10 protein-coding genes and 1 pseudogene are annotated in these 13,260 nt (G+C 59.7%); 10 read left to right on the top strand and 1 reads right to left on the bottom strand.

Translation table 11 applies throughout. The annotated features are described in order from the left end of the window. The first annotated feature begins 16 nt into the window (after window positions 1–16). The 10 genes and pseudogenes from DWV43_RS02455 to DWV43_RS02420 all read left to right on the top strand — a co-directional run bounded on the left by DWV43_RS02455 (window position 17) and on the right by DWV43_RS02420 (window position 11,842). The gene (locus DWV43_RS02455; RefSeq protein WP_158569818.1) at window positions 17–679 is read left to right on the top strand and encodes a TetR/AcrR family transcriptional regulator; all 663 of its coding nucleotides are present in this window, start codon (window positions 17–19) and stop codon (window positions 677–679) included. Between the two features lie 265 nt (window positions 680–944). Next, a pseudogene (locus tag DWV43_RS02450) lies at window positions 945–2,042 on the top strand (MFS transporter); the annotation flags it as partial. Window positions 2,043–2,157: 115 nt separating this feature from the next. Next, complete coding sequence (locus DWV43_RS02445) at window positions 2,158–3,015, top strand: HAD-IIB family hydrolase (RefSeq protein ID WP_117816953.1); 858 nt, start codon at window positions 2,158–2,160, stop codon at window positions 3,013–3,015. Between the two features lie 154 nt (window positions 3,016–3,169). Continuing rightward, complete coding sequence (locus DWV43_RS10470; RefSeq protein WP_255413482.1) at window positions 3,170–3,295, top strand: hypothetical protein; 126 nt, start codon at window positions 3,170–3,172, stop codon at window positions 3,293–3,295. A gap of 249 nt (window positions 3,296–3,544) precedes the next feature. Next, a complete protein-coding gene (locus DWV43_RS02440; RefSeq protein WP_117816931.1) occupies window positions 3,545–4,255 on the top strand; it encodes a TetR/AcrR family transcriptional regulator in 711 nt (236 codons plus the stop codon). Window positions 4,256–4,266: 11 nt separating this feature from the next. Further along, window positions 4,267–9,048: a 2-hydroxyacyl-CoA dehydratase gene (locus DWV43_RS02435; protein ID WP_117816930.1), complete on the top strand. Its 4,782-nt coding sequence runs from the start codon at window positions 4,267–4,269 to the stop codon at window positions 9,046–9,048. A 416-nt stretch (window positions 9,049–9,464) separates the two neighbouring features. Next, window positions 9,465–10,424: a 3-hydroxyacyl-CoA dehydrogenase gene (locus tag DWV43_RS02430; protein ID WP_117816929.1), complete on the top strand. Its 960-nt coding sequence runs from the start codon at window positions 9,465–9,467 to the stop codon at window positions 10,422–10,424. A 178-nt stretch (window positions 10,425–10,602) separates the two neighbouring features. Further along, entirely contained in the window at window positions 10,603–10,938 is a 336-nt protein-coding gene (locus DWV43_RS10145) for a hypothetical protein (RefSeq protein ID WP_158569817.1), read from the top strand. Then, window positions 10,862–11,302 (top strand): aryl-sulfate sulfotransferase N-terminal domain-containing protein, encoded by a 441-nt coding sequence (locus DWV43_RS10530; protein ID WP_369832301.1) that lies wholly within the window; start codon window positions 10,862–10,864, stop codon window positions 11,300–11,302. The genes DWV43_RS10145 and DWV43_RS10530 overlap by 77 nt, the downstream gene beginning before the upstream one ends. A 90-nt stretch (window positions 11,303–11,392) precedes the next feature. Continuing rightward, on the top strand, window positions 11,393–11,842 hold the full coding sequence (locus tag DWV43_RS02420) for a hypothetical protein (RefSeq protein WP_117816927.1): 450 nt from the start codon (window positions 11,393–11,395) through the stop codon (window positions 11,840–11,842). 111 nt (window positions 11,843–11,953) lie between these two features. Here DWV43_RS02420 and DWV43_RS02415 read toward each other — a convergent pair whose 3' ends face one another. Then, the gene (locus tag DWV43_RS02415) at window positions 11,954–13,093 is read right to left on the bottom strand and encodes a DUF389 domain-containing protein (protein ID WP_117816926.1); all 1,140 of its coding nucleotides are present in this window, start codon (window positions 13,091–13,093) and stop codon (window positions 11,954–11,956) included. Window positions 13,094–13,260 lie beyond the last annotated feature (167 nt).

Genomic DNA, 13,260 nt, shown 5'->3' with positions numbered 1-13,260 from the left:
TGCGGATGGGCGGATTATGGGTCGCAATAAATATCCCGAGGAGACGGTCGCGAAGATTCTCGACGCGGCACTGGAGCTATTCTGCGCACAGGGTTATGAGGGGACGAGTATTCAAGATATCGTTGACCGTCTCGACGGCATGACCAAGGGCGCTGTCTATCATCACTTCAAGAGCAAAGAAGAGATTTTCAACGCCGCGTTTGATCGGGCGATGACTCCGATTGTTGAGCACCGCCGCTCGATGCTTGGCGTCGGTAATATGACCGGAGCCCAAAAGCTCAAGCGACTGTACGCTCCCGAGTCCGTTGTTCCACAAATTGAGCTATGGGCACGTATGCGTCCTGCAGCAGATCCGGTAAAAAGCTCGCGCCTACTGGCGATGCAGTACCAGGGCTCATTTGACGAGTCGGCCGATGGCTGTCTCTTGCCAGTGATCGAGGAGGGCATCGCCGACGGCTCCATTGCGTGCGAATGCCCGCGCGAAGCGGCGGAGGCCGTATCGTTGTTGGCGAATCTTTGGCTGCTGCCATTGTTCCGTCCGCTCGAGCCCAAGGAGCGAATGCTCGCTCGCGCACAATGTTTGGCGCAGATGGCTGCCGCGGTGGGGCTCGATTTGGGTAATGAAGTGCTCCAGACAACGGCGCAGATTTGGGACGTATGGGACTGCGCCGGGTGGTAATATAGATACCAACGGTATGTAATTGATTTGTGAGGGTAGCCACGGCTGCCCTTTTCAAGTCATTAAATACATACTAGTGGTATGTATAGGGGGTGGGCTTATGGCTGGGCTGAGAGACGTCGGTGTCTCGTTGAAATCAAAAACAGTGCGGTCAATCAGGCTCGCGGAACTTCTGGTTGCGCAGCTGTGCACGTATTCGATGCTGTCGGCGCTGTGCTTTGCGTATCCACTTTACTTGTTCGATCGCAGTTGATCGTCAACGTTATATGGCGTCGTCGCGGCGATAGCGTTCATACCCGGCGTACTTGCAACTCCGGCTGGCGGAATCTTGGCGGATAGGGGAAGACATCGCGAGGTCCTCGTGGCCCTCGGCATTGCTCTGATGACTGCATCACTGCTGTCTATCCCCATGAAGCGCTCGTTGCCTCTTGCGGTCGTCGTAGTAGCGATACTTTGTGTTCAATATGGTGTTCAATCGCTGCTAAAGCCAATGCTCCAAATTGAGACGGTGCGCATGGCGGGTGAAAAGAAGGTTGAGCGGGCCACTGCATTGGTTTCGCAGGTGACCATGGTGAGCAATATCTTGGGTCCTGTGGTCGGGACGGCAGTCTATGGGTGCTTTGGCATCGATGCTCTTTGCACAATCGCGTCGGTAACGTTTGCGATTTCAGCTCTGTTGTTTGGTGGCGTACTCAAGCAAAATGCCTCATCTGAAACGATGGGAGACGGCGCGACTCGCACGACATGCCGAAACGATTTTCGGGAGTCGATTCGGTATCTGTTGCAAAATGCATCATTGGTCGCTGTGATTTTGCTTGCGGCCGTTTTGAACCTTGCGTTGGTTGGGCTAACGATTGGCGCTCCCATTATTGTTACAAAGCATCTCGGCATGCAATCGTCCTGCGTTGGGATAGTTGAGGTTGCTCTGGGCTTGGGTGGTCTTACCGGCAGTGGCTTGGTCGGCATTTGGCCGCATCGCTTTTCTTTCAATGGCATATGTCGATATGTTGCGATGATCTGTTTTGGAGTCGCGCCGATCATTGTCGCGCTATTGTGCGGCACTGATGTATGTGCGTTCGCCGTGTTTGCAGTTGGTTCGGCATGGGTCATGGTGTGGGCAAGCATTGCGTCGGTTGAAATCATCGCGTTTGTTCAGCGGGCAGCGCCGACTGAGCTCTGCGGAAAAGTGCTTTCGGTCGTTTACATGGTCCTTTCCTGCGCAACGCCTATCGGCCAATTGACGTACGGGGCTGCATATGATCGATGGACACCGGCGATTGTATTCGCAGCCATGTTGGCGGTGCTGACGTTGATGACGGCTCTGTTTTATCGGCTGAAAAATCGATTGCGGCGATTGTCTTAACGCGCTGGGGCACCGTGAATTTGTGAAGGCGGTGGTACGCCGCGCCGGGACGGCATTGTTTGGACATGCCTCTCCTTCGTCTACAATATCGGGCAGACGAAGGAGAGACATGCCCATGATCAAGATGTTTGCGAGTGACTTAGACGGAACGCTGCTTAACGCCCTGCACGAGGCAGATGGGACTATCCGCCGCGCCATTCGCGAGCTGACTGAGGCTGGCCTGCACGTGGTTCCCGCGACTGGACGCTCGACGTTGCCGATCGGCGAGCATGGCTTTACGGGCCTGGCGCTTGACGCCTGCTGCTCCAATGGATCCATCGTGCGAGACAGTCATGGCGAGGTGCTCAAAACCTGGACCATCGACCCGCAGGTTACCGAGGAGCTGCTCAAGGCGTTCCCGGACATTTGCTTTGATTGCTCCACGCCCGATGGCATGTTTTCGAGTGGATCGTTCGAGATGCATCAGGCGGGCTTTAAAAAGGACAGCCCCATCAAGCGCATCGTGATGCGCGGTATGCGTGCGCGTGGCGGGTACCACGAGGAACAGTATTTCGACCAGTCGATCGGCGATATCTTGCGTCACGATGTATGCAAGATCAACTGCCGCGTGATCTCGCCCGAGTTGGAGCGCGACCTTAAGGCGTATCTTGCCGAGCGATCGGACCGCGTGGTCAACGCGCCGTTTGACCCGGTGATGTTCGAGATCACGGATGTGGCATGCAACAAGGGCGAGAGTGTGGCCTGGCTGGCGGGCTACTACGGCATTGCCGAGGACGAGGTTGCGGTTTATGGCGACGGCGGAAACGACATCGCCATGCTCAAGCGTTTCCGCCACAGCTACGCGACCAAAAACGCTAGCGATGCAGCTAAAGCCGCCGCGAGCGCGACCATCGGCAGCTGCATGGTCCACGCCGTCCCCAAACACATGTTCGCCACCATGCGCAAGCAAAACTCCCGCACCGTCATCGAATAATGTGACAAAGGGACAGCCCCTTTGTCACAGGGGCCTGTGTGCTTGGAATACGAACATATATTCGTATATATAACTAGGCTCTGGTAGAATCGGTATCGTTGACGGCAGTTCCATGTGCCGGGCAGCGCCCTCCATTTGATGGGAGGTGATGCCCATGACCGATTTGATTGATTTCGTGAGACTTCTGACCGCCGTGGTCTCGTTCTTCACGGCGCTTGTCGGCCTTTCCGAGGCACTCAAGCAGCGTTCGAAGCGCAACAGAAGGGGTCGCCGCCGCTAAGGCGTTGACCCCCTAATGCAAACAACGGCGCTGCCCAGCCAGCTACAACTTGGGCTGCCGTCGACACTATTCTACCCACGAATGACATTTTGGACAATCGGTAATGCCGCTCCAAAAGCCAGGCGGGTTGTGACAAAGGGACTGCCCCCTCGTCACATTCCAAATATTGCCTTTACGTGTTGGTACACACGGTGTGCAATAATACTCGCACTGTGCAATAGCGCACAGGCTGAGTAACAAGGAGGACGCTTGTCCCAGCTCGAGAAATGCGATCGCCGGTCCCTTCGCTCGCAGCGTGCCCTTCGCCAGGCACTTGCCAGCGAGCTTGCCGAAAGCGGCGACCTTTCGCGCATTAATGTCGCGTCGCTCACCGAGCGCGCTGGCCTTACGCGCCGCACGTTCTATTCGCACTACCGCGATATCCCCGACTTTATCAATCAAATCGAGGACGGCTTGCTGGCCGAGATCCGTGAGCGCATTGAGCTCATCACCGCAGCTCAGCTGCCCGATCTCTATCACAATATCGACGAGCTCGAGCCGGCGCCCGGTTCGGTTGAGCTGCTGCGTTATCTTGCGGCCAACCGCGACTTAATCGGTGCGCTGCTGGGTCCGGGCGGCGACCAGGCCTTCATTAAAAGGATCATCGACACCGCGCGTGAGGCTGTGGTGCCGCGTGCGCAGACGGGCATTTTGGGCCTGGCGCTGGGCACGTTCTTTGACTACTACGTCACCTACGTCGTGAGCGCCGAGGTTGGCATGATTCAGCGCTGGTTTGAGCGTGGGCTCACCGAATCGCCCGAGGCCATGGCGCGCATTATGACGGTGCTCGCTTTTGTTCGTCCTGGTGACCTGTATGGCCAACCCATCGATATCAACGTGCCGGAATACGGCATGAAGCTATTGAACTTGCAGCTCGAGGACGCGGCCGACACCGCCGCAACCGTCAAGTCCAACAACTAAGAGGAGAGACAATGAGCAAACTCGTCGAGGGCATCAAGGATCGTATGGTCGCTGCCGCACGCGAGGCCGCGCCCGCCGTGGTGGACGCCGCGCAGAAGGCCGCGACCGCGGCTGCCGAGAAAGTTGCCGAGGCAGTTGCCGATGCCAAGAACGCGGCAGGGGAGACGTCCATCGCTAGCGAGCTCGCCACCGCCGCTGAGCCCGTGGCCGCCGCCCACGCCCCCGAAGGCGCGATTTTCAACTCCGAGGCCGCCCGCGGCAACCTGCACCTGGGCATCGACGTGGGCTCCACCACCGTCAAGCTTGCCGTGCTCAACGATGACAACCAGATCGTCTACGCCAAGTACCAGCGCCACCACACCGACGTCCGCGCTTGCGCCCGCGACTTGTTCGAGGGTGCCGCGACTGTGCTGCCGACGGCCCAGATGACCTGTGCCATCACCGGCTCGGGCGGTCTGCTGCTGTCCCAGTGGCTCGACCTGGAGTTTGTCCAGGAAGTCATCGCCAGCAAGCGCGCCGTCGAGACCCTCATCCCGGCCACCGATGTCGCCATCGAGCTGGGCGGTGAGGACGCCAAGATCATCTACTTTGACAACGGCATCGAGCAGCGCATGAACGGCACCTGCGCCGGCGGCACGGGCGCGTTCATCGATCAGATGGCCACTCTGCTGCACACCGACGCGAGCGGCCTCAACGAGCTCGCGGCCAACGCCACCACCATCTATCCCATCGCCAGCCGCTGCGGCGTTTTTGCCAAGACCGACGTGCAGCCGCTGCTCAATGAGGGCGCCCGCCCCGAGGACGTGGCCGCCTCCATCTTCCAGGCCGTCGTGACCCAGACCATCTCGGGCCTGGCGTGCGGCCGTCCCATCCGCGGCAACGTCGCCTTCCTGGGCGGCCCGCTGCAGTATCTCTCCGAGCTGCGCCACCGCTTCTACCTCACGCTCAACCTGGACGAGGAGCACCGTATCGTGCCCCAAAACGCTCACCTGTTTGTGGCGAGCGGCGCCGCCATGGCGCACGAGTCCAACAAGCTCAGCACGTTCCCGCAGCTCATCGAGGCCATTGATGCCCTGGGTGACACACAGGGTGCCGAGGTCGAACGTCTGGATCCGCTCTTTGCCACCGACGAGGACTTTGCCGAGTTCAAGGGTCGCCACGACCAGGAAGTCGTCCCCAAGGGCAAGCTCGACGGCTACACCGGCCGCGTGTTCATTGGCATCGACGCCGGTTCCACCACCATGAAGGCCGCGCTCGTGGGCGAGGACGGCCAGCTGTTGCATACCTGGTACGGCAACAACAACGGCGACATCCTGGGCACGGCCAAGGTCATCATGGCCGATTTCTACAACCACATCCCCGCTGGCTGCACCATCGGCCACGTGACCACCACGGGCTACGGCGAGGCGCTGCTCATCGAGGCCCTCAAGGCCGATTCCGGCGAGATCGAGACCGTCGCGCACCTGCGCGGCGCCAAGGCGTTCCTGCCCGGCGTCGAGTTTATCCTGGACATCGGCGGCCAGGACATGAAGTGCCTGCGCGTCAAGGACGGTGTCATCGAGCACATCATGCTCAACGAGGCCTGCTCGTCGGGCTGCGGCAGCTTTATCGAGAGTTTCGCCGTCTCTATGAACATGGACGTGCGCGCGTTCGCCGACGCCGCCATCCATGCTAAGGCCCCCGTCGACCTGGGCAGCCGCTGCACGGTCTTTATGAACTCGCGCGTCAAGCAGGCGCAAAAGGAAGGCGCCACGGTGGGCGACATCGCGGCCGGCCTGTCCTATTCCGTCATCAAGAATGCCCTGTTCAAGGTCATTAAGCTGCGCGACCCCAAGGAGATCGGCAGTCAGGTGATCGTTCAGGGCGGCACCTTTATGTCCGATGCCACGCTGCGCGCGTTTGAGCAGCTCACCGGCGTGCATGCCGTGCGCCCTGACATCGCCGGCTGCATGGGCGCCTACGGTGCGGCCCTACTCGCCCGCGATCGCGCCGCCGCCGACGGCATTTCGACCATTCTTTCTGCCGAGGATATCGCGCACCTCACCGTGACGCAAAAGCATGTCCGCTGCGGCCGTTGCTCTAACAACTGCCAGCTTACTGTGAACGACTTTGGCGGCGGTAGGCGCTTCATTACCGGCAACCGCTGTGAGAAGGGTGCCGGCCACAAAAAGCAAAAGACCGAGGCCCCCAACCTCTTCAAAAAGAAAAACGAGCTGCTCTTTAACCGCGAGGTTCTGAGTCCTGACGAGGCCCCGCGCGGCACCGTGGGTATCCCGCGCGCACTTAACATGTACGAGAACTACCCCTTCTGGCACGCGTTCTTTACGCGCCTAGGCTTTAGCGTGCAGCTGTCCGACCAGTCGAGCAAGAAGACCTACCAGGCGGGCATCGAGTCCATGCCGTCAGAGAGCGTGTGCTATCCGGCCAAGATGAGCCACGGCCATGTGATGAACCTTATCGACCGCGATGTCGACTTCATCTGGATGCCGTGCGTGCGCTGGGAGCGCAAGGAGGATCCGACCGCCGGCAACTGTTACAACTGCCCCATCGTCATGAGCTACCCCACGGCGCTGGCGCTCAACATCGACGAGATTCGCGAGCAGAACATCGAATTCCTGTATCCGTTTGTGCCGTATCACGATAAGACCGAGCTCAAACGCCGCCTGTATCAGGTGCTTGCCGTCGACCGCGTGGCCGATGCTGAGGCCGGTCGCGGTCGCGTGCGCGGTCCTAAAATCACGCGCTCCGAGGTCGATGCCGCCGTCAACGCTGCCTTTGAGGCCGATGCGCGTTTCCACGAGGACATCCAGACTATGGGCGAGGAGGCTCTTAAGTGGGTCGAGGACCACGGCGGTCACGGCATCGTGCTCGCCGGTCGTCCCTACCATAACGACCCCGAGATCAACCACGCCCTGCCCGAGCTTATCTCGAGCTTTGGCTTTGCGGTCTTTACCGAGGATTCGCTTGCGCATCTGGTGAAGCCCGAGCGCCCGATCCGCGTCGTCGACCAGTGGATGTACCACAGCCGCCTGTACGCCGTCGCCCGTTTTGTGACGATGCGCAACGATTTGGACCTGATCCAGCTCAACTCTTTCGGCTGCGGCCTCGATGCCCTGACTACCGATCAGGTGCAGGAGATCCTGGAGGCCAGTGGCAAGATCTACACCGTGCTCAAGATCGACGAGGTGTCCAACCTGGGCGCCGCGCGCATTCGCATCCGCTCGCTCATGGCGGCACTCAAGGACCAGGAGGCCGAGCGCTTGGCCGAGGCCACGGCTGCGGGCAAGGTCTTTGAGCAGGGCGACGCTGCGCCGGTGGCGCCCTCCACGGATGCCCCCGCGTTCGCGAGCCGCAAGTACACGTTCGAGGCACAGCGTGAGAGCGCCTCGACCGCGTGGCCCAAGGTGCCCTTTACCGAGCAGATGCGCGACGAGGGCTATACCATCCTGTGCCCGCAGATGGCGCCGATTCACTTTGACCTGGTCAAAGAGGTGTTCCGCGGTGCCGGCTACAACTTGGAGCTGCTGCCCTCGACCGACCACGATGCCGTCGAGGCTGGCCTGCGCTATGTGAACAATGACATTTGCTACCCGTCGATTCTGGTGACGGGCCAGATTATGGAGGCCATCGAGAGCGGTCGGTACGACCTGTCCAAGACCGCCGTGGTCATCAGCCAGACCGGCGGCGGCTGCCGTGCCACCAACTACATCGCGCTCATCCGCAAGGCCCTGCGCGAGAGCGGCCACCCCGAGATCCCCGTGATCTCGCTTTCGGCCGTGGCGCTCGGCGAGGACAATCCCGGCTTTAAGCTGACGCCGGCGCTGCTTAAGCAGGCAGTCTACGCGGTGCTCTTTGGTGACGTGATGATGCAGATGCTCTACCGCTGCCGCCCGTACGAGGCCACGCCCGGTGCCGCCAACGCGCTCTACGAGGAGTACATGGCGCGTGCCCGCAAGTTGGCGCCCAAGTTCAACCGCCACAACTACACCAAGCTGTGCCGCGAGGCCATCCGCGCGTTCGACACCATGCCGCTCGTGGGCGAGGGCACCAAGCCGCGCGTGGGCGTGGTCGGTGAGATCTTGGTCAAGTTCCATCCAACGGCTAACAACCACGTGGTCGATGTCATTGAGCGCGAGGGCTGCGAGGCCGTGGTGCCGGGCCTGCTCGACTTCTTCCTCTACTCCATGAGCAACGCCGAGCTGCAGAAAGACGAGCTGGGAAGCTCTGCTACTACGCGCGCGGGCATGCAAGCGCTCATCAAGCTCGTGGACTGGATGCGCACGCCGGTGGAGGAGATGCTCGAGAAGTCTCGCCGCTTTGAGGCGCCCGAGCGCATCGGCACCATGGCCGACAAGGCCCGCACGGTGCTTTCGGTGTGCAACAACATGGGCGAAGGCTGGCTGCTCACGGCCGAGATGCTCGACCTCATCGACCACGGCGCGCCCAACATCATCTGCACGCAGCCCTTTGCGTGCCTGCCCAACCACGTGGTGGGTAAGGCTGTGATCAAGGAACTGCGCCGTCAGCACCCCGAGAGCAACATTGTCGCGGTGGACTACGACCCCGGTGCGTCCGAGGTCAACCAGCTCAACCGCATTAAGCTCATGATCAGCGTGGCCAAGGAAAACATGCGCGCCGGCAAGGGCTTTAAGCTCGAGAAGGTGGCGCCGCTCGCGATGGACGAGGTCACCGGCCAGATGCGCGCCCACGACGGCTGCGTGAGCTGCGAGCCGGCCAGCGAGGAAGCCGTTGCGTCGGTCGCCGAGCGTCTGGGACGCGGCATTAAGAAGTAGCTTGCCCGCTATGGGCTAGATATGAGACAAACGGGTGGCAGCCGTGCCGGCTACCACCCGTTTTTGCTGGACATATGTTGCGTAAACGCCCCAACTATCACCCTTTGCGAACTTAGATTTCGGAAGTATGCGGCAAAATCTGAATAGGCCGAGCACACCGGATATGTCAAAGCTCTGTACCTGCGGTTTTATTGGCGAAAAATCAGGACGTGCTCAAGAGTTTCGGAATTTGCCGCATACTTCCGAAAACGACGTCTCGGTGGCACCAAAAACTGCCCTCGGAACCCTGAGATAATGAACATATGTAGCCGTTTGCCGCGAAATACCGCCCGTTTATAGAACCCACCCCCAGCGCGCGTCATCCTTACGTTTGAATTAATACACATCTATGGAATTACGTAAGAGAGGATCGTCCCATGAGCTACAAGACCGTTTGTGTTGCCGGCGGCGGCGTGTTGGGAAGCCAGATTGCCTTTCAGGCTGCCTACTGCGGCTTTGATGTAACGATTTGGCTGCGCAGCGAGGGCAGCATCGGCCGCACCCAGCCCAAGATCGATCACGTGCGCAAGGAGTACATCTCGGCAATCGAGGGCATGGCGGACGGTACGGGCGAGTGGTGCGCCGGTATCGCCGATGGCACCCAGCCCTTCGACAAGGAAGCGGCGCTCGCCGCCGTCGAGCGTGCCTACTCCACACTCAAGCTGGAGCTCGATCTTGCCAAGGCCGTGGCCGACGCCGACCTGGTCATCGAGTCTATGGCCGAGGACACCCAGGCAAAGATCGACTTCTACAAGAAGCTCGCCCCGGTTCTGCCGCAAAAGACCGTCATCGTGACCAACTCATCCACGCTGCTGCCGAGCACCTTTGCCAAGTACACCGGCCGTCCCGAGAAATACCTGTCGCTGCACTTTGCCAACTCCATCTGGAAGAACAACATGACCGAGGTCATGGCACAGGACCAAACCGACAAGCGCTACTTCGACGAGCTCGTCGACTTTGCCAACGATATCCGTATGCTTGCCCTGCCCGTCAACAAGGAAAAGAACGGCTACCTGCTCAATTCCATGTTGGTGCCGTGGCTGCTTTCGGGCCTTGACCTGTATGTTTCGGGTGTGAGTGACCCCAAGAGCATCGACCTTGCATGGACGCGGGGCACCGGCGCCCCCAAGGGCCCGTTCCGCGTATTCGACACGGTGGGTATCCAGACGGCCTACAACATCGTCATGCAGTATCAGAAGGTCCCGGGCCTGGTGAGCCCGCTGCTCAAGAAGATGATGATGCCCTACAACTTTAAGGCTATGGCATCCGTCCTCAAGAAAATGCTCGACGAAGGCAAGCTGGGCGAAAGCTCGGGCGAGGGCTTCTTCAGGTACTAAAAAATGATCCCTCGGGGACGGAGGAAAACGGGTCATCGCATTCCTGCGCCCCCTGTGCGTCTTGCGGCTAACAGCTCCGGCTGCCGCGAGCCTGAGCTAGCCTTAAGGGGCGTTTGTTAAGCTGCGAGTCAAATTGGACAGGGCTGGGCAAACGCCATGGTATATGAGGGAAGCGACGGTGGCATTCAAAGACGGTAACGATATGGAATTGAGTGATAAAGACAGCAGGTTGCTCACGCGCCGAGCGGCTCTTGCGGGTGCGGCGGGCGCGCTGACGCTTGTCGGGACGGGGCTCATGGGCTGCTCCGTTGTCAGTGCCGGGGCAAGCGACGCATCTGCTGCGAGCAATGAGCTCACCGACGAGCAAAAGAAGCTCCACAATCAGATCGTCGCGACCTACAACGTCGAGAAACAGGCTGCCATCAAAGAACAGCTCGATGCCGAGTACGCTGCAGGCGACTACGACGAAACTGCCCCGTTTGTCAAGCCGATCCCTTTGGTACCGACACCCTGAGGTGCTACGTGCGTTTTGCAACGACAGACCCCGTAGCCGTCACCTACGAGGTCGCCGGTCTCAAAAAAACCGACGATACGCCCAAAGTCGCCGCCTTTTCCGCACGCCCCACGGTGGCGACACGCCGGTCACGGAGCACGAGTTCAAGGTCATCGGCCTCATTCCCAACCGCAAAAACACGGTAACCCTAACCTGCATCGCGCAGAATGGCACGAGCCGTACCTCGAAATTCACCGTCAAGACGCCGACGCTCAAGGGCGAGGAAGAAGAGCAGCTCGCCGTCACGGCGGGGGGTCCAACACGCCGCTCGCCGATGCCCCCTCCGCGAGTGGCAGCCATATGGTTTAATGTTAGAAACATATAGTTGTCGCCAGCCTGCTGGCGACATTCCCCCTGATACCGGAGGTACCAAGTATGTTTTGCACTCCGTTAAACAAGTATCGGGTTGGTTGACATGAACCGCCGTACTATCTCGATAGCCCTCGCAGTGGTTTGCTTGGCTGTGCTCCTGGGCGCTGCAGGGCAGTTTGCTATAAATCGAGAAACATCCTATATGCAGGAATGCGTTTCCGAAGGCTTTGCCATTGACGGTTACTATCGGGATGACAAAACAAGTCTGGAAACCCTGGCCTTTCTTGAAGAGGATAACCATCGTTGGCAACTGGTCGACAAAGACGGCAGCTGCGTTGACGGGCAGTTTAAGCGTACGGATGATCCCAATATCCTGGTATTAAAGAAGGAAAACGGCGAAGAATTCGGCACGGTTCACGTTGCGTATATATCGCGCCGACGCAATCAGGGGCAGATTTACCTAATTAGAAATACTAAGGTGACCCGATTTTATCTTGTGAGCACCGATCCGGCGTTTACGGTGGAGTCTGGCGATGTCGATGCGGACGTCTGATTCACGGCAATAAAACAGCGAGCGGGGGCGCGGTCATGAACTACGCCCCCGCTTTTTGCTCGTATTCGTGTCGCGTCTGCGCCTCGTCGTGACTTGCGCCTACGCCCTGCGTTACCTCACATCAAACTCAACGCGATCGAGTTCGGGCACGTTGAGGTCGATGAGCTTGCGGGCAACGCGGCGGTCGTGCGCCCCGAGCGCCTCGCTTGTCGTCACATGGGCGACAATCTCGCGTTCGACGATGCCCTCCTCGTCCCCTTCGGTAGCCGAGGTCTCGACGGCGACGGTGTAATCCTCAAAGCTTGGCAGCACCGCGGCAAGCTCGCGCGTGGTTTCGGTGACGCCGTAGCCGTCCTGTACGCCGGCCTGCGCCGAGCCAATGGAACCCGCGGTCATAACGATGCAGGGGATGGCAAAGATCACCGTTCCCACGATGATGTGGCGGCGCACCTTGCGCGATAGCTCGTCGACCTCGGCGTTTTCCTCGGCGGTCACGATGCCGTCGCCGTTCAGATCGCGCTTGAGCGGTACGCGCAAAAGAAGTAGCACGGCTTCGGCAGCCAGTGCGATAAAGACCACGTTGATGCCAAACTCATAAAGCGCCGAGAGAAACAGTGACCCGCTTGCGATGGCGATGCCATAGCCCGCCGCGCACAGGGGCGGCATGAGCGCGGTTGCCACGGCCACGCCCGCGATAAGCGTTGCTGGCTCCTGGTCGCGTGAGTTGCCTAGGCCGCCTGCAAAGCCGCCGGCGAGCGCGACAGCGAGGTCCCACACGGTGGGCGTCGAGTTGTCGATGATGGCGGCCGTGGTGGTGCCAAGGGGCGAGAGCTTAAAGTACAACGTGGACGTGAACAGGCAAAAGGCCATCTGTAGAGCCAAGCCCGCGACGGCCTCGACGGTGATCTCGCGGTCGAGCGTGGCAATGCCGTATGCCATGGCAAGGACCGAACCCATGAGCGGGCAGATGAGCATGGCGCCCACGATGGCGATGTCCGAATCGATATCGAGGCCAATACTTGCGATTAACATCGCGATGATGAGGATGCACAGGTGAGTGCCAGTCAGACGCGCCCCGTTTACAAAACGCTTGCGGATCACGTGATAGGGTGCGCGTCCCTCGCGAATGTTGAACGCGCGCTTGAGGAAGCGGGTGACGTTTTCCATGGCTTCGCTATGAGCAGGGCGGATGCCGTGACGCCGATGATGACGCTCACGCAGTCGTTCGATCTGTTGTTTATCGAGTTCCATGTCCACCTCGTTCTGGCACGGGCCGCGCAACGCGCCCGTTGTCCTAACTCTACACCGTGGCGGACGAGGTGTCTGTTGGATGCGGAATCCGATAGGGCGGATGACGCGGGAGCAAATGCAAATCACAGGTTCAATTTGATCCCGCAATAATATGATGCACCAGCTCC

The organism is Collinsella sp. AF05-9, from assembly GCF_003465595.1.
In the GTDB taxonomy this organism is placed as follows: Bacteria; Actinomycetota; Coriobacteriia; order Coriobacteriales; family Coriobacteriaceae; genus Collinsella.
The sequence above is the reverse complement of the archived record's forward strand: the minus strand, read 5'-3'. Positions and strand labels throughout refer to the sequence as shown.